Below are 15,539 nucleotides of genomic sequence, written 5' to 3' on the forward strand. Positions count from 1 at the left end.
CGGGCCAGCCGGGCGGCGGTGAAGCCCCCTGCGGGGCGTTGGGGTTGGACGGCTTGTTCTCCTTGCCATCGGACTCCAGCACGATGCGCGCCGGCGGCGGGCCGTCGCCGCCCCCCATCACCGACCCGACCGTCGCGATGGCCTGCAGCGCGGTGAAGAGGCCTTCACCCGTCGCGGTCTTGGGGGCCGGTTTCAGGTTGTCGATCGCCGCCTTCACGGCCGCACGGTTGGTGGTCGGGGAGACCAGCAGCGAGGCGTTGGCCGCGAACTCCACCAGCCCCAGGTTGATGGCCGGCGTCAGCTCGTCGGCGAATTGCTTGCCGGCCTCCTTGGCGGCGGTCAGCCGGTCGGGCGGGACGTCGGTGGAGGCCATGGACTCCGACACGTCGATGACCAGCATGACGACCGCGCGGTTGAGCGGGATCCGGACGTCGGAGGTCGGCCCGGCCATCGCGGTGGTCAGCAGCACCAGCGACACGGCCAGCAGGATGGTCGGCACGTGCCGCCACCGGCTGGGGTGCGCCGGTGCGACCCGCTCGAGCACCTCCATGTTCGCGAACCGCAGCACCCTCCGGCGGCGGGCGAACTGCAGCACGACGTAGAGGCCGAGGACCAACAGAACGAGCAGCAGGAACAGGAAGAACCACGCGTTCTGGAAGCCGGTGACCGAGACGGGGCCCAGCAGGGGCAGCTTCATGTGCAGCCACACTATGCGCGAACTGTGGACCGCGCACGGCCCGCCGGGTCAGCCGGCGACGAGGTCGCGGCGCTGCGTGAACTTGATGTCGAGGCTGCGCAGGTGGGTCTGCAGCCCGGCGTCCTGGATCGGGATCAGGTGTGCGGGCTGGTCGGTCTCGTTGTAGTGGGCGTGCCACATGCCCGGCGGGGTGGTGAACGCGCAGCCGGCCCGCCAGTCCACCCGGGTCGGGTCGACGATGTCGCCGTGCTCGTCGAGGCGGGTGCCCAGCAACGTGTAGCAGCCGCTGGCCGGCGCGTCGAGGATGAGGTCGAGGGCCACCGACTGGTGCCGGTGCGGGCGCTGCACCTGGTTCGGGGGCAGCACGCCGAACATGGCCCACAGGACGTGGGTGATGGTCAGCGTCTGTTCCTGGTTGGCGTTGGCCAGCAGCACGCTGACCCGGCTCTTCTCGTTGGCGCCAGGGCGCGACGCGATCTCCTCCAGCTTGGCCACCGCATCCGAGCGGCGGAACTTGGTCGCCCGGAACCGCGGCTGCGTCGCTTCGGCGCCGAGGTATCGCATCAGCGGCTCGTCGTGCACCCAGTACATGGCGGTGTCGGCAGCGGCGTAGAAGACCGAGCGGGTGCCCGCGGGAAGGGTGAGGAAGTCGCCCTTCTCCCACTGCACCAGGTGGCCGTCGACCGCGGCGAAGCCGCGCCCGTAGAGCACGTAGTACAGCTGCGAGGTGGCGTTGGGGCTGGTGTCGACCTGCTCGCCCGGCCGGATGCGCACGAAGTTGGCCAGCAGCGCGGGGCTGGTCGCCGCGCCGGTCTCGATCTGCAGTTCCTTGGACAGATCCAGCGGAATCACCCCGGTGGGCTGGTCGGTGTAGACATCCGCATCGAACCGGGTAACCGGAACCTGCGGGACGTGTCCCGAGCCGATGGGGTTGGCGGCCTTGGAGTATTCGAAATACTCGGCGTCGGAGGCCCAGTCCTGGAAGCGACCTTCGAAGCCGTACTCGGCCACGTTGATCATCGGCGCGGGAATTGTCGGATCCAGGTTCGGGGTCAGGGCGGTTTCGGTGACGGACATTTCGCGTCTCCTTCGGACTGCTCGCGGGCTTCGTCGCTGCATCTCATGTTTCTTTCGTATCTATCTTGTATCTCAGTTGTCGCCCTGTCAAGGGTGGCGGTGGTGTACGGTCACGACACTGCTGGGATACGACTTAGCTACCGGAAGGCTGGATGGCAACGAGTGACCCGCGGCCGGGCACGGCCAAGGACCGCGCGCTGGATTACGTCAAGACGCAGGTCCTCACCGGCGCGTTCCCGGGCGGGGAGCTGATCAGCGAGGGTGACGTGGCCACCGCCCTTGGGATGTCGCGCACCCCCGTGCGCGAGGCGTTCCTGCGGCTGGAGGCCGAGGGGTTGCTGCGTCTGTACCCGCAGCGCGGCGCCCTGGTGGTCCCCGTTTCGCCCGACGAGGTTCGCTCGGTGATGGAGGCGCGGCTGCTGCTGGAGCAGTTCGCCGCCACCAAGGTGGTGGGCCGCGGGCCCGCGGCGTGCGCCGCGGTTTTCGAGCGACTGTCGGGCGAGCTGCTACGGCAGGGTGCCGCCGTCGACCGGTCCGACTGGGCCGAGTTTCTCGACGCCGACCGTGCCTTCCACGCCGTCACGCTGGCCGAGTCGGGGAACGCCATCTTGTCGGGTTTCTATGGGTCCCTGCGGGATCGGCAGATGAGGATGATCGGCGAATCGGCGCTGCGCGAGCCCGACCGGGTGACGACGATCCTCGACGAGCACCGCGAAATCGCCGAGGCGCTGCGCGACGGCGACGCCCAGCGCGCGCTGCGCGCGGTGCAGACGCACCTGGCCGGCACGGTGCGCGCGATCGGGCTCGCGGCCGACCTGAACTGACTTCCACACGAATTGTGTTAGAAGTCCGTATTTTCGGGGAAATCCTTCTCGCAGATGGCGCCCACCCCGGGTGCCGTTACGACAGGAGCTGAAATGGTCGGATCCATCATCCTCGCCATCATCGTGGGCGCGATCGTCGGTGTGGTCGCTCGCCTGGTGATGCCGGGGAAGCAGAACGTCGGCATGATCATGACCGTCGTGATCGGCGCCGTAGGCGGTTTGATCGGCTCGGCGGTCGCCAGCCAGTTCGGATACCACAACGCCAACGGTGGCATCGCGTGGGTTCCGTTCTTCATCGGAGTCGGCGCCGCGATCGTCCTGATCGCGCTCTACGAAGCGCTGACGGGACGTCGCACCGGCACGCGCCTCACCCGCTGAGCCGAAAGCTGCGCCGCTCGCCCGCTTTTCGGGCGAGCGGTGTCAGCCTGCGATGAGCACGGCGTAACGCGGTTTGATCACATCGTCGATGATCGCCAGCCGCTCGTCGAACGGGAGGAACGCCGACTTCATCGCATTGATGGTGAACCGCTCGAGGTCGCTCCAGCCGTAACCGAAAGCCTCGACCAGTCGGCACATTTCAAGGCTCATCGTGGTATCGCTCATCAGCCGGTTGTCGGTGTTCACGGTGACCCGGAACCGGGTGCGGGCCAACAGGTCGAATGGGTGGTCCGCAATGCTCTTCACCGCGCCGGTCTGCACGTTGGAGCTCGGGCACAGCTCCAACGGAATTCGCTTGTCCCGCAAAATCGATGCCAGCCGGCCGAGCCGAACCCGGCCGTCGCCGAGGACTTCGATATCGTCGACGATGCGCACGCCGTGGCCCAAGCGGTCGGCGCCGCAGAACGCGATCGCCTCGTGGATGGACGGCAGACCGAACGCCTCCCCCGCGTGAATGGTGAAGCGCGCGTTGTGGTCTCGCATGTACTCGAAGGCGTCCAAGTGCCGCGTCGGCGGGTTCCCCGCCTCGGCGCCGGCGATGTCGAATCCGACAACCCCCTTGTCCCGGAACCGGATTGCCAGCGCGGCGATCTCCCGGGACACTGCTGCGTGCCGCATGGCCGTGACCAGCAGCCGCACCACGATCGGCCGGCCCGCGGCGGCGCAGGCCTTCTCGCCGTCGGCGAAGCCGGCCAGCACGGCGTCGACGATCGCGTCGAAGGACAGCCCACGGTCGATGTGCAGCTCGGGCGCGAATCGGATCTCGGCGTAGACGACCGAGTCGGCGGCCAGGTCCTCCACGCATTCGTAGGCGACGCGATGCAGAGCGTCGGACGTCTGCATCACCGCAACGGTGTGCGAGAACGGCTCCAGGTAGCGCTCCAGCGAGCCGCTGTGCGACTGGGTGCGAAACCAGGTGGCCAGCTCGTCGACGTCGGTGGTGGGCAGCCCGTCGTAGCCGGTCTGGCCGGCGATCTCGACCACGGTCGACGGGCGAAGCCCCCCGTCGAGGTGATCGTGCAGCAGCGCCTTGGGCGCCTTCTTGATCTGCTCGAGTCCCAGGGGTGTGGTCACTTGACGATCCGATCGATGATCAGCGGCCGCGAGACCGGTGGCGTGTCGCCGATGCTGTAGCCGCCGTCCAGTTCGGCCAGCGCCGCGGCGAAGCGCTCCGGGGTGTCGGTGTAGAGGGTGAACAGCGGCGCGCCCGCCGCGACCGGTTCGCCGGGGCGGCGGTGGATCCGGATGCCGGCGCCGGCCTGCACCCGTTCGCCCGGACGGGACCTGCCCGCGCCGAGCCGCCAAGCCGCCAGCCCCACTGCCATCGCGTCGATATCGCCCATTGTGCCGCCCCGGGCGGCGGTCACGGTGTCGGAATGCGCACCGATCGGCAACGGAACCGACAAATCGCCGCCCTGCGCGGCGATGAGCCGGCGGAACCGGTCCATCGCGGTGCCGTCGCGCAGCGTCTCGGCGGGGTCGCGACCGTCGACTCCGGCCAGCTCGAGCATCTCGGCGGCCAGCCGCAACGTCAGCTCGACCACGTCGGGCGGGCCGCCGCCGGCCAGCACATCCAGCGACTCGGCGACCTCGACGGCGTTGCCCACGGTCGCGCCCAGCGGGCCGTTCATGTCGGTCAACAGCGCGCGGGTGGGCACCCCGTGCGCCGCACCCAGCTCGACCATGGTGTGGGCCAGCTCGCGGCACCGGTCCGCGGAGCGCAGCAGCGCCCCCGCACCGACCTTCACGTCGAGCACCAGCGCGCCGGTCCCCTCGGCCAGCTTCTTGCTCATCACCGAGCTGGCGATCAGCGGCAGCGACTCGACGGTGGCGGTGACGTCGCGCAGGGCGTACAGCTTGGCGTCGGCCGGCGCCAGCTCTCCGGCCGCGAAGATGGCGGCGCCCACATCGCGGAGTTGGTCGCGCACCCGCCGGTTGGACAGGGCGGCGGTGAACCCGGCGATGGACTCGAGCTTGTCCAGGGTGCCGCCGGTGTGCCCCAGGCCCCGCCCCGACGCCTGCGGCACCGCGGCGCCACAGGCGGCCACGACGGCCACCAGGGGCAGGGTGATCTTGTCCCCCACGCCACCCGTGGAGTGCTTGTCCACGGTGGGCTTACCCAGGTCGTGGAAGTCAAGCCGTTCGCCGGACGCCAGCATCGCCGCGGTCCAGCTGGCGGTCTCGCCGCGGTCCATGCCGCGCAGGAAGATCGCCATCAGCAGCGCCGACATCTGTTCCTCGGCCACCCGGCCGCGGGTGTAGGCGTCGACGACCCATTCGATGGCGGCGTCGGACAACCGGCCGCCGTCGCGCTTGGTTCGGATCACCGTCGGCGCGTCGTATGCCGGCCGAGTCACGGGGTCGCCTGCGGTCTCAGGGCGCGGTCACGTTCTCTTTGACGAACGACGCCAGCGCGCCGACCAGCTGGCCGGAGAACGGCAGCGGCTTCGTATAGCCGGTCGCGGCTCCGCTCGGGTCCTCCTTGAGGACATGATTGACGCCGGTCAGGTGGACGTAGTCGGTCTTGGTGGCCGCCCCGGCCAGCCCGGAGGCCAGGTGGTCGACGTCCTGGCAGGTGATCTGGCGGTCAGCGTCGCTGCAGGTGAGCAAGACCGGCATGCCCCGGGGCAGCTTGGCCGCAAGGGCCACCGGGTCGAGCGCGTCCTCCTCCAACAGGGCCCGCGCGTTGGCGGCGTTGATGATCGGCCGCAGCCCCGGGGGCTCGTTCGGCGGGACCTGCCCGGTGTCGCGAAATTCTTGGATGGCGCCATCGACCGCCGCGGTGCTTTCGGCGGCCTGCGCGGCGGTGAGGCGCCCGGCCTGCACCGCCGCGTCGGCCTGGGCGTGGGCCTGCTCGGATACGAGGTCAAGCAGGCGCCGGCTCGCCGGTTCCACCAAACCGAGGGCGCGCACCGGGGGGACGATCCCGAGCGCGGCGGTGGCCAACGTCAACGCGTACAGGGCGCCCTCGCTGTGCCCAACCACCATCAGGCGCGACCGGTCGATGCCGGGTTGCCCGGCGAGAAACTGCAGCGCCGCGGTCGCCTCGCCCTGGAACGCGCCGATGTTGACCTTCCCCGGGTCCGCCGCGTAGGGGCCCAGGCCGGTCTGACCGGTGCCGAGCTTGTCGTAGCGCAACGTGGCGACGCCGTCGTCCGAGAGCGCCTGCGCCAGGTTGCGCAGCGTGTCGACCTGACCCGGCATCAAAGCCGAGTCGCCGTTGCGGTCCGTCGGCCCGCTGCCGGCGATCAACAGCGCCGCCGGCACCGTGGCCCGCCCCGCCGGGTGACGGAACGTGCCGTACACCGTCATGTCCGCCACCGAGAACGACACCGCGTCGTCCACCCACCCCGCCTGCCCCGCCGAAGCAGTCGGCGACGGCGGCCTCGCGGCGGGCGGTTCCGACGCGCAGCCCGCCAAACACGGGCCGGCCGCGATAAGCGCGGCGCCCAGCACCACGGGCGCGATGCGGCGCCCCGTGCTGAGGCCGATCATCGGCGCCCCCGCTCCACGTCGGCGGCGCCGAAGGCGTCGGGCAGCAGCTCGCCAAGGCGGCGGGGCCCGGCCGGATCATCGATCAGCAACTCGGGGCCGCCGTGCTCGAGAAGTACCTGGCGGCACCGCCCGCACGGCGTCAGCGGGAACCCCCGCCCGTCGACGCAGGCCAGTGCGATCAGCCGGCCGCCGCCGGTCGTGTGCAGGGCGCACACCACGCCGCATTCGGCACAGAGACCAAGGCCATATGAGACGTTCTCCACATTGCAGCCGGTGACCACGCGACCGTCGTCGACCAGGGCGGCCGCCCCCACCGGGAACCGCGAGTAGGGCGCGTATGCCGCCGCCGCGGCGCCGATTGCCTTGTGGCGCAGCGTGTTCCAATCGACATCCGGCATACCTGACCCCGCTTCGCTCATGCCACGTGAGACTGCCACCCTAACCCTGACACGCGACTTCGCTTGGCGGACTGCTCGGCACGGGGCGTCGCCGCGCCGGGTTAGGCTGAACTGCGTCGATGTCAGAAGGTGGTGAGGACTGGGTGACCACACAGGCGACAACCGCGGATCCGGCAAAAGAATCTGCACCCTCGCGCAGGCGGCGTCCACCCCGGACCCTGTATCGGGGCGACCCGGGCATGTGGTCGTGGGTGTTGCATCGCATCAGCGGCGCGACCATCTTCTTCTTCCTGTTCGTCCACGTGCTGGACGCCGCGATGCTGCGGGTCAGCCCGCACACCTACAACGCGGTGATCCACGACTATCAGACCCCGGTGGTCGGCCTGATGGAGTACGGGCTGGTGGCCGCGGTGCTCTTCCACGGGCTGAACGGCATCCGCGTCATCCTCATCGACTTCTGGTCCGAGGGCACCCGCTACCAGAAGCTGATGTTCTGGATCGTCGGCGTCGTGTTCCTGCTGCTCATGGTTCCGGCCGGGGTCGTCACCGGCATCCATATCTGGGAGCACCTCCGATGAGCGCCCCCGACCTGCAGCTGGGCCGGGGCCAGGTGGCCCCGGTGCACCAGCGCAGCCACGACCGGCCGGCCAGCCTCGACAACCCGCGTTCGCCGCGCCGCCGGGCGGGCATCCCGAACTTCGAGAAGTTCGCGTGGCTGTTCATGCGGTTCTCCGGCGTCGCGCTGATCATCCTGGCCGTCGGCCACCTGTTCATCATGCTGATGTGGGACAACGGCGTTTACCGCATCGACTTCAACTACGTGGCGCAGCGCTGGGCCTCGCCGTTCTGGCAATTCTGGGATCTGGCGCTGTTGTGGCTGGCGCAACTGCACGGCGGCAACGGCCTGCGCACCATCATCGACGACTACAGCCGCAAGGACAGCACCCGGTTCTGGCTCAACAGCCTGCTGCTGCTGTCGATGGGATTCACGTTGGTGCTCGGCACCTATGTGCTGGTGACATTCGACCCGAATATCGGAGGCTGACCGGTGATCCAGCAACACCGCTACGACGTGGTGATCGTCGGCGCCGGCGGCGCGGGCATGCGCGCGGCGGTGGAAGCCGGCCCACGCGTGCGGACCGCGGTGCTGACCAAGCTCTACCCCACCCGCAGCCACACCGGCGCCGCCCAGGGCGGGATGTGCGCGGCGCTGGCCAACGTCGAGGACGACAACTGGGAATGGCACACCTTCGACACCGTCAAGGGCGGCGACTACCTCGCCGACCAGGACGCGGTGGAGATCATGTGCAAGGAAGCCATCGACGCGGTGCTAGACCTCGAGAAGATGGGGATGCCGTTCAACCGCACCCCCGAGGGCCGCATCGACCAGCGCCGGTTCGGCGGGCACACCCGCGAACACGGTAAGGCCCCGGTGCGCCGGGCGTGTTACGCAGCCGACCGCACCGGACACATGATCCTGCAGACCCTCTACCAGAACTGCGTCAAGCACGACGTGCAGTTCTTCAACGAGTTCTATGCGCTGGACCTGGTTTTGACGGAGACGCCGAGGGGCCCTGTGGCCACCGGCGTGGTGGCCTACGAGTTGGCCACCGGCGAGATCCACGTCTTTCACGCCAAGGCCGTGGTCCTCGCGACCGGCGGGTCGGGCCGGATGTACAAGACCACCTCCAACGCACACACGCTCACCGGTGACGGCATCGGGATCGTGTTCCGCAAGGGACTCCCGTTGGAGGACATGGAGTTTCACCAGTTCCACCCGACCGGTCTAGCGGGGCTGGGCATCCTGATCTCCGAAGCGGTGCGCGGCGAGGGCGGCCGGCTACTCAACGGCGAGGGCGAGCGGTTCATGGAACGCTACGCGCCGACGATCGTCGACCTGGCGCCGCGCGACATCGTCGCCCGCTCGATGGTGTTGGAGGTACTGGAGGGCCGCGGCGCCGGCCCGCACAAGGACTACGTCTACATCGACGTCCGCCACCTCGGCGAGGACGTGCTCGAGGCCAAGCTGCCCGACATCACCGAGTTCGCCCGCACCTATCTGGGCGTAGACCCCGTGCACGAGCTGGTCCCGGTCTACCCAACCTGTCACTACGTGATGGGCGGCATCCCCACCACTGTCACCGGACAGGTGTTGCGGGACAACACTTCTACGGTGCCGGGCCTGTATGCGGCCGGCGAATGCGCGTGCGTGTCGGTGCACGGGGCCAACCGGCTGGGCACCAACTCGCTGCTGGACATCAACGTCTTTGGCCGCCGCGCCGGCATCGCCGCCGCTGACTACGCCGATGGGCACGACTTCGTCGACATGCCGCCCAATCCGGAGGCGATGGTGGTCGGCTGGGTCGGCGACATCCTGAACGAGCACGGCAACGAACGGGTGGCCGACATCCGCGCCGCGCTGCAGCAGTCGATGGACAACAACGCCGCCGTGTTCCGCACCGAGGAGACGCTGAAACAGGCGCTGACCGACATCCACGCACTCAAGGAGCGCTACTCCCGAATCACCGTGCACGACAAGGGAAAGCGCTTCAACAGCGACCTGCTGGAGGCCATCGAACTGGGCTTCCTGCTGGAGCTCGCCGAGGTCACCGTGGTGGGCGCGCTGAACCGCAAGGAATCCCGGGGCGGGCATGCCCGGGAGGACTACCCGAACCGCGACGACGTCAACTACATGCGCCACACCATGGCCTACAAGCAGGGCACCGATCTGCTGAGCGACATCGCGCTGGACTTCAAACCCGTCGTGCAGACCCGCTACGAACCGAAGGAACGGAAGTACTGATGACTGCAGGCGAGTCCGCCGAACCCCGCGTGGAGCCGCCACTTCCGCCCATCCCCGAGGGGGCGGTGATGGTGACGTTGAAGATCGCGCGATTCAACCCCGACAATCCCGACGCCTTCGCGGAAACCGGTGGCTGGCAAAGCTTTCGGGTGCCGTGCCTGCCGAGCGACCGGCTGCTCAACCTGCTGATCTACATCAAGAGCTACCTGGACGGCACGCTGACCTTCCGGCGCTCCTGCGCCCATGGGGTGTGCGGCTCGGACGCCATGCGCATCAACGGCGTGAATCGGCTGGCCTGCAAGGTGCTGATGCGCGACCTGCTGCCAGGAGAGCGGCGCAAGGCCAAGAAAGGTGGGCTGACCATCACGGTCGAACCGATCCGCGGCCTGCCGGTGGAGAAGGACCTGATCGTCGACATGGAGCCGTTCTTCGACGCCTACCGCGCGGTCAAGCCGTACCTGGTCACCAGCGGGAATCCGCCGACGCGGGAACGCATTCAAAGCCCCACCGACCGCGCCCGCTACGACGACACCACCAAGTGCATCCTGTGCGCGGCCTGCACCACCAGCTGCCCGATCTTCTGGCACGAGGGCAGCTACTACGGCCCCGCCGCGATCGTCAACGCGCACCGCTTCATCTTCGACAGCCGCGACGAGGCGGCGGCCGAACGCCTCGACATCCTCAACGAGGTGGACGGGGTATGGCGGTGCCGCACCACCTTCAACTGCACCGAGGCCTGCCCGCGCGGGATCCAGATCACCAAGGCGATCCAGGAGGTCAAGCGCGCGCTGATGTTCACCCGCTGACCAGCCCGGCGGGTCAACAAAGTTCGTGATGACTAGTTCGGTTGCCCCCCAACCGTTTTGCCTGATACATCGCCGCATCGGCGGCGGTGATCAGCTCGCTTAGAAGAGCTTGCGGTTCGACCGCGGTGTCGTCGAGGCGGGCGCACGCGGTGCCGATGCTGGCGGTGACTCCCGCGGTCGAGGCCGCGATCGCCCGGCACATCCGCGCGGACAACGACTCGGCGTTGCAGCCGGCCGAAGTGCCGGCCAACAGGAATTCCTCACCGCCGCTGCGCGCCGCCACCGCCTGATCGTCGGCGGCGGCCAACAGCGCCTGGGCGACTTGGACCAGAGCGTGGTCGCCGGCGGCGTGGCCACACCTGTCGTTGAGGGCTTTGAAACTGTCGAGATCGATCAGCATGACCACGAGGTGCGAGTCGATGCCCCGGCGCGCCAGGATCATCCCGAGCGCCTCGTGCTGGAATGCACGCCTGTTGAGCAGGCCCGTCAACGGATCGCGGTCCGCGGTCAGCAAGTCTCCCGACAGGGCGCGCACCAGGACTCGGATCGCCAACGGCAGCGCGATGTTGACCTCGATCACCAGCCACAAATCCACCCCGGCCAGGCTCGGGTGCCCGGATCGCGCCAGCGACAACGCCTCCCAGGATCCAACGGCGGCGGCGACCGCGAAGTTGTACAGCACGAATCCCGTCGTGTGGAAGAAGGCCATGTAGGCGCCGAAGGTCGCGAAAGCGATGCACCCAATCAGGGCGGCCAGCGGGTTCGGGTGCGCCAGACACGCCAGGGCGACCGCGATGTTGCACGTGACGGCGAAGGCGACCGACTGCCGGCGGGTGGGCCAGCGCCACACCCACAACAGCACTCCCGCGACCCCGCCGGCGACGGCAACCCACATCATCGCCACCGGGACCTGCCCGCGCGGGCCATCCGAGCCGGCCAGCAGCGCGAGCAGGCACAGCACCATCGACGCGGCGATGGACGCCATCACGGCCCGGGTTGCTCCGCTGAGGCGCCGCGAAGCGAGATAACCCGAGAGCCAGTCATACTGGTCGGCCCGCCACCATGGGGTGAACAGCGCGGTCATCGTCGGCTCCCCATCGCTACCACTGATCCTCGATGTCGAGTGGCTAGCGGCATGCTACGACGCTCGCGCGGTCGACGAGGCGGATTGCCGCCTCTTAGCGGGGACGCCTACCGCGCGGTGGCCTTCGTCATCGCGGTCGGTTTCGGGCATCTCGGTCGCGGGTTGCTCGTCGGCCGGGGACTGGCTGGCACCGCCGGGCGTGCTCGACGGGCTGGGCGACCTGAAGCCGGTGTCCGTCTGGGGGCCGGTCGCGCCGCCCGTGCCTTACGCGCCGCCGGCTGCACCCTGTTGGCGTCCCTCGTATGGCGGCACCGCGCTTCCCGTGTCCTGCGGAGGCAACTCGCCCGTTCCGCCGTAGGTGTCCGACGCCGTCGAATCGCTCATGGGCGGATTGGCGTCTTCGTCGACCGTTCCGACGGGACGGTCCGCGCGGCCCGGCTCGGGCGTGTCCGAACCGGTGTCGCGCGCGCCGCCGCCAACCTCGGGATCATCGAAGTGTTCCAGCCGCGGATTCTCGGACTGCTGATCGTTTTGAGAGGTCATCTCAGTCTCCTCACCCTCTCATCGCGCCGCACCAGATCGCGGCGCCGATGGGAGACGGGTTACCCGAGGCGACCATGGGGAAACGCTCGCGGGCGCGCCCGTCACACTTGTCCGACCCGTCTCGTCTTCAGGGGTATGACACAGAAAACCCGCATCGAGCCCCTGTCCCCCAAGCGCGCCGGGCTGCTGACCCGCGCCATGTACCGGATCGCCAAACGGCGCTACGGCCAGGTACCCGAGCCCTTCACCGTGACCGCCCACCATCGCAAGCTGATGATCGCCGGCGCCGTGCACGAGACGATGATCGACCGGGCGTCCAAGGTGCTGCCGGTCAGCGTGCGCGAGCTCGCCGTCCTGTGGACCGCGCGCAGCGTCGGTTGTTCCTGGTGCGTCGACTTCGGGTCGATGCTGCAGCGCCTGGACGGCCTCGACATCGAGCGGCTCAAAGAGATCGACAATTACGCCACCTCAACGGCGTTCACCGACGACGAGCGCGCCGCGATTCGCTACGCCGACGCGATGACGACCGATCCGCACACCGTCACCGACGAGCAGGTCGCCGACCTGAGGGCCCGGTTCGGCGATGCCGGCGTCATCGAATTGACCTATCAGATCGGCGTGGAGAACATGCGGGCCCGGATGAACACCGCGCTGGGCATCACCGAGCAGGGCTTCAACTCCGGGGATGCCTGCCGCGTGCCCTGGGCTAGCGAGACCGCAGCGGAGAGCCGGTGAACTTGTCCGGGTTGGCGATATCCCAAAGCGCGCAGACCTTTCCGTCACGCACCGAGAACACCATGATCCGCGGCAGCATCTCCCGGTAGCCGTCCGACGCGGGGCAGCCGGCCGTGTAGACGCCCAGTTCGCCGTTGACCAGCCCCAGCTCATACGAGCTGAACATCGCCGATCCGTAGCGCTGCGCGAGGCCCAGCATGAACCGGACCACCTTGTCCGGGCCGCGGATGGTCTGAACGGCCGTGGGGGCCTTGCCATTCGAATCGCCGGTAAAGGTGACGTCGGGATGCAGCAACGAGACCACAGTGTCCAGGTCGCCGGCGGCCATGGCGGCCAGCAACCGGCCGACGACCTCGTCGTGCGACGGGTCGGGCTTTGGCGGCGGTTCCGCCGTGACGGCCTTGCGGGCCCGCGACGCCAGCTGCCGGGCGCCGGCCTCGCTGGTGCCCAGCACGTCGGCCACTTCAGCGAAGGGCACCGCGAACCCGTCGTGCAGCACGAAGGCGACCCGCTGGTCGGGCGACAGGCGTTCGAGCACCACCATCGCCGCGAACCGGGCGTCCTCGCGGGCCACCACGGCGGCCAGCGGATCAGCGGGGTCGAGCCCGGTCACCACCGGCTCCGGCAGCCAGTTGCCGGTATAGGTCTCGCGCCGGTGTGCGGCCGAGCGCAGCTTGTCCAGGCCCAGCCGGCTCACCACCGTGGTCAGCCACGCCCGCGGATCGGTAATGGTGGCTTCCCGCCCGTCGAAGCGCAGCCAGGCTTCCTGAACGATGTCCTCGGCGTCGGCCACCGTGCCGGTGAGCCGGTAGGCGACTGCCATGAGGTGCGGCCGCAGCGCTTCGAAGAGTGAGACCTGTTCGGTCCCGGTCATATCCCGAGCCTAGCGTGAAGACGGCGAGCGCCGGAACGGCGCGAGTAACGAACCGCGCCATAAAGCCGAGCGCTACGCTCACGGTCACCATGACAGAACACTTGTGGCTGCACTTCGCCCGGCACGGCGCCGGCATCGCGCCGCCGGTCATCGTCCGCGGCGACGGCGTGACCATCTTCGACGACCGCGGCAAGAGCTACCTCGACGCGCTGTCCGGGCTGTTCACCGTGCAGGTCGGCCACGGGCGCACCGAACTCGCCGAGGTCGCCGCGCGACAGGCGAGCACGCTGGCGTACTTCCCGCTGTGGGGTTACGCCCACCCGACCGCTATCGAGCTCGCCGAGCGCCTTGCCCACTACGCCCCGGGTGATTTGAACCGGGTGTTCTTCACCACCGGCGGCACCGAGGCCGTCGAGACCGCGTGGAAGCTGGCCAAGCAGTACTTCAAGCTGACCGGAAAACCCGGTAAGCACAAGGTGATTTCGCGGTCGATCGCCTACCACGGCACCACCCAGGGCGCCCTCGCGATCACCGGCCTGCCTTCCTACAAGGCGCCGTTCGAACCGGTGACGCCCGGCGGATTCCGGGTGCCCAACACGAACTTCTACCGCGCGCCCGACCCGTTCGCCAACGACCCCAAGGCGTTTGGGCAATGGGCCGCCGACCGGATCGCCGAGGCGATCGAGTTCGAGGGCCCGGCGACCGTCGCCGCGGTGTTCCTGGAACCGGTGCAGAACGCGGGCGGCGCCATTCCCCCTCCCCCGGGCTATTTCGAAAGGGTGCGGCGGATCTGCGACGAGTACGACGTGCTGCTGGTCTCCGACGAGGTGATCTGCGCGTTCGGCCGCATCGGGTCGATGTTCGCCTGTGACGACTTCGGCTACGTGCCCGACATGATCACCTGTGCCAAGGGGCTGACGTCCGGCTACTCTCCCCTGGGCGCGATGATCGCCAGCGAGCGACTGTTCGAGCCGTTCAACGACGGCAAGACCACGTTCCCGCACGGCTATACCTTTGGCGGACACCCGGTTTCGACGGCCGTGGGGCTGGCCAACCTCGACATCTTCGAGCGCGAGGGCCTCAACGACCGCGTCAAGCAACACGCGTCCGGTTTCCGCGCCATCCTGGAGAAGCTGTACGACCTGCCCATCGTCGGCGACGTGCGCGGCGAGGGCTACTTCTACGGCATCGAGCTGGTCAAGGACAAGGCGACCAAGGAAACGTTCAGCGCGGAAGAATGCGAGCGCGTGCTGCACGGGTATGTGTCGCCAGCACTCTTCGAAGCGGGCCTGTATTGCCGCGCCGACGACCGCGGCGATCCCGTCGTCCAGGTGGCGCCGCCGCTCATCAGCGGCCAGGCCGAGTTCGACACCATCGAATCGGTATTGCGCGGCGTGCTCGCGGAGGCGTCCAACAAGATTTAGCGGCGCTTCACCGCGTCGGCCGCAACCAGAACCTCCCGGGAATGCGCCGCCGTCGGGTTGCTCACCATCCGGGTCACCGCGTTGCACAGCCAGGTGAGCGCTTCCCGCAGGCCGGCGTCGGACGTGGCGTCACGATGTTGCTGCAGTTCGGTCAGCACGCCTTCCAGGCCGGAGCGCCGTACCTGCGTCGCCTTCTCGACTTCCTTGACCAGCTGTTGCAGCGACCGCGGAGCATCGCGGTTCCGCCGCAACCGGGACCAGAGACGATCGGTGTGAATGGCGGGCCCTCGGTCTCGGCGGGAAGATTCGTTGCTGTCACGCTGACGGCATGCCCAGCGTAA

The 15,539-nt window shown here is 68.8% G+C and carries 17 protein-coding genes and 1 pseudogene; 8 read left to right on the forward strand and 10 right to left on the reverse strand.

Features of this window, described 5'->3' with window-relative positions:
• Together A5750_RS13105 and A5750_RS13110 are read right to left on the reverse strand one after the other, a co-directional pair.
• On the reverse strand, nt 1–697 hold a 697-nt coding region (locus A5750_RS13105; RefSeq protein ID WP_067263508.1), incomplete at its 3' end, for a VWA domain-containing protein.
• A 48-nt stretch (nt 698–745) separates the two neighbouring features.
• Entirely contained in the window at nt 746–1,774 is a 1,029-nt protein-coding gene (locus A5750_RS13110) for a cupin domain-containing protein (protein WP_066945367.1), read from the reverse strand.
• Nucleotides 1,775–1,926: 152 nt separating this feature from the next.
• Between A5750_RS13110 and A5750_RS13115 the strand changes: the two genes are divergently transcribed.
• Nucleotides 1,927–2,598: a GntR family transcriptional regulator gene (locus A5750_RS13115; RefSeq protein WP_066945370.1), complete on the forward strand. Its 672-nt coding sequence runs from the start codon at nt 1,927–1,929 to the stop codon at nt 2,596–2,598.
• Between the two features lie 93 nt (nt 2,599–2,691).
• The gene (locus A5750_RS13120; protein WP_066945373.1) at nt 2,692–2,976 is read left to right on the forward strand and encodes a GlsB/YeaQ/YmgE family stress response membrane protein; all 285 of its coding nucleotides are present in this window, start codon (nt 2,692–2,694) and stop codon (nt 2,974–2,976) included.
• A 42-nt stretch (nt 2,977–3,018) separates the two neighbouring features.
• On the opposite strand, the gene A5750_RS13125 is transcribed toward A5750_RS13120, so the two are convergent.
• Genes A5750_RS13125 through A5750_RS13140 form a run of 4 tightly spaced genes read right to left on the reverse strand, consistent with a single transcriptional unit; the run spans nt 3,019 to nt 6,929 of the window.
• Entirely contained in the window at nt 3,019–4,110 is a 1,092-nt protein-coding gene (locus A5750_RS13125; protein WP_066945376.1) for an adenosine deaminase, read from the reverse strand.
• Nucleotides 4,107–5,393 (reverse strand): thymidine phosphorylase, encoded by a 1,287-nt coding sequence (locus tag A5750_RS13130; RefSeq protein ID WP_067263362.1) that lies wholly within the window; start codon nt 5,391–5,393, stop codon nt 4,107–4,109. The genes A5750_RS13125 and A5750_RS13130 overlap by 4 nt, the downstream gene beginning before the upstream one ends.
• Nucleotides 5,394–5,409: 16 nt before the next feature.
• Nucleotides 5,410–6,531 carry an alpha/beta fold hydrolase gene (locus tag A5750_RS13135; RefSeq protein ID WP_067263365.1) on the reverse strand — a complete coding sequence of 374 codons (1,122 nt, stop codon included), beginning with the start codon at nt 6,529–6,531 and terminating at the stop codon, nt 5,410–5,412.
• Nucleotides 6,528–6,929, reverse strand: a complete 402-nt coding sequence (locus A5750_RS13140) for a cytidine deaminase (RefSeq protein WP_066945386.1) — start codon at nt 6,927–6,929, stop codon at nt 6,528–6,530. Before A5750_RS13140 ends, A5750_RS13135 begins: the two co-directional genes overlap by 4 nt.
• Nucleotides 6,930–7,168: 239 nt before the next feature.
• On the opposite strand from A5750_RS13140, the gene sdhC reads away from it, so the two are divergent.
• The 4 genes from sdhC to A5750_RS13160 are packed head-to-tail and all read left to right on the forward strand — an operon-like array spanning nt 7,169 to nt 10,538.
• Nucleotides 7,169–7,507: a succinate dehydrogenase, cytochrome b556 subunit gene (gene sdhC, locus A5750_RS13145; RefSeq protein WP_067263368.1), complete on the forward strand. Its 339-nt coding sequence runs from the start codon at nt 7,169–7,171 to the stop codon at nt 7,505–7,507.
• A complete protein-coding gene (locus A5750_RS13150; RefSeq protein ID WP_066945393.1) occupies nt 7,504–7,974 on the forward strand; it encodes a succinate dehydrogenase hydrophobic membrane anchor subunit in 471 nt (156 codons plus the stop codon). Before sdhC ends, A5750_RS13150 begins: the two co-directional genes overlap by 4 nt.
• 3 nt (nt 7,975–7,977) lie before the next feature.
• Nucleotides 7,978–9,732, forward strand: coding sequence for a succinate dehydrogenase flavoprotein subunit (gene sdhA / locus A5750_RS13155; protein WP_067263371.1), 1,755 nt, complete (start codon nt 7,978–7,980; stop codon nt 9,730–9,732).
• A complete protein-coding gene (locus A5750_RS13160; RefSeq protein ID WP_067263373.1) occupies nt 9,732–10,538 on the forward strand; it encodes a succinate dehydrogenase iron-sulfur subunit in 807 nt (268 codons plus the stop codon). Before sdhA ends, A5750_RS13160 begins: the two co-directional genes overlap by 1 nt.
• A gap of 13 nt (nt 10,539–10,551) precedes the next feature.
• Here the strand turns inward: A5750_RS13160 and A5750_RS13165 are convergent, their stop codons facing one another.
• Nucleotides 10,552–11,622, reverse strand: coding sequence for a diguanylate cyclase (locus tag A5750_RS13165; RefSeq protein WP_066945399.1), 1,071 nt, complete (start codon nt 11,620–11,622; stop codon nt 10,552–10,554).
• A 264-nt stretch (nt 11,623–11,886) separates the two neighbouring features.
• Nucleotides 11,887–12,165 (reverse strand): hypothetical protein, encoded by a 279-nt coding sequence (locus A5750_RS13170; protein ID WP_066945401.1) that lies wholly within the window; start codon nt 12,163–12,165, stop codon nt 11,887–11,889.
• 101 nt (nt 12,166–12,266) lie between these two features.
• On the opposite strand from A5750_RS13170, the pseudogene A5750_RS13175 reads away from it, so the two are divergent.
• A pseudogene (locus A5750_RS13175) lies at nt 12,267–12,900 on the forward strand (carboxymuconolactone decarboxylase family protein); the annotation flags it as partial.
• Here A5750_RS13175 and A5750_RS13180 read toward each other — a convergent pair.
• The gene (locus A5750_RS13180) at nt 12,872–13,774 is read right to left on the reverse strand and encodes a sigma-70 family RNA polymerase sigma factor (protein WP_067263375.1); all 903 of its coding nucleotides are present in this window, start codon (nt 13,772–13,774) and stop codon (nt 12,872–12,874) included. The pseudogene A5750_RS13175 and the gene A5750_RS13180 overlap by 29 nt on opposite strands.
• A 59-nt stretch (nt 13,775–13,833) precedes the next feature.
• Here A5750_RS13180 and A5750_RS13185 point away from each other — a divergent pair, with 59 nt between their 5' ends.
• Nucleotides 13,834–15,198, forward strand: a complete 1,365-nt coding sequence (locus A5750_RS13185; RefSeq protein ID WP_082959103.1) for an aspartate aminotransferase family protein — start codon at nt 13,834–13,836, stop codon at nt 15,196–15,198.
• On the opposite strand, the gene A5750_RS13190 is transcribed toward A5750_RS13185, so the two are convergent.
• Nucleotides 15,195–15,419: a hypothetical protein gene (locus A5750_RS13190; protein WP_066945907.1), complete on the reverse strand. Its 225-nt coding sequence runs from the start codon at nt 15,417–15,419 to the stop codon at nt 15,195–15,197. The genes A5750_RS13185 and A5750_RS13190 overlap by 4 nt on opposite strands.
• Nucleotides 15,420–15,539 lie beyond the last annotated feature (120 nt).

It is taken from the genome of Mycobacterium sp. 852002-51613_SCH5001154, from assembly GCF_001667425.1.
GTDB lineage: Bacteria > Actinomycetota > Actinomycetes > Mycobacteriales > Mycobacteriaceae > Mycobacterium.

What these genes read in the sequence shown, in the direction of transcription:
- A5750_RS13110 (WP_066945367.1), bottom strand. Translation starts at nt 1,774, where the DNA reads ATGTCCGTCACCGAAACCGCCCTGACCCCGAACCTGGATCCGACAATT.
- A5750_RS13115 (WP_066945370.1), top strand. Translation starts at nt 1,927, where the DNA reads ATGGCAACGAGTGACCCGCGGCCGGGCACGGCCAAGGACCGCGCGCTG.
- A5750_RS13120 (WP_066945373.1), top strand. Translation starts at nt 2,692, where the DNA reads ATGGTCGGATCCATCATCCTCGCCATCATCGTGGGCGCGATCGTCGGT.
- A5750_RS13135 (WP_067263365.1), bottom strand. Translation starts at nt 6,531, where the DNA reads ATGATCGGCCTCAGCACGGGGCGCCGCATCGCGCCCGTGGTGCTGGGC.
- A5750_RS13140 (WP_066945386.1), bottom strand. Translation starts at nt 6,929, where the DNA reads ATGCCGGATGTCGATTGGAACACGCTGCGCCACAAGGCAATCGGCGCC.
- sdhC (WP_067263368.1), top strand. Translation starts at nt 7,169, where the DNA reads ATGTGGTCGTGGGTGTTGCATCGCATCAGCGGCGCGACCATCTTCTTC.
- A5750_RS13150 (WP_066945393.1), top strand. Translation starts at nt 7,504, where the DNA reads ATGAGCGCCCCCGACCTGCAGCTGGGCCGGGGCCAGGTGGCCCCGGTG.
- A5750_RS13160 (WP_067263373.1), top strand. Translation starts at nt 9,732, where the DNA reads ATGACTGCAGGCGAGTCCGCCGAACCCCGCGTGGAGCCGCCACTTCCG.
- A5750_RS13165 (WP_066945399.1), bottom strand. Translation starts at nt 11,622, where the DNA reads ATGACCGCGCTGTTCACCCCATGGTGGCGGGCCGACCAGTATGACTGG.
- A5750_RS13170 (WP_066945401.1), bottom strand. Translation starts at nt 12,165, where the DNA reads ATGACCTCTCAAAACGATCAGCAGTCCGAGAATCCGCGGCTGGAACAC.
- A5750_RS13180 (WP_067263375.1), bottom strand. Translation starts at nt 13,774, where the DNA reads ATGACCGGGACCGAACAGGTCTCACTCTTCGAAGCGCTGCGGCCGCAC.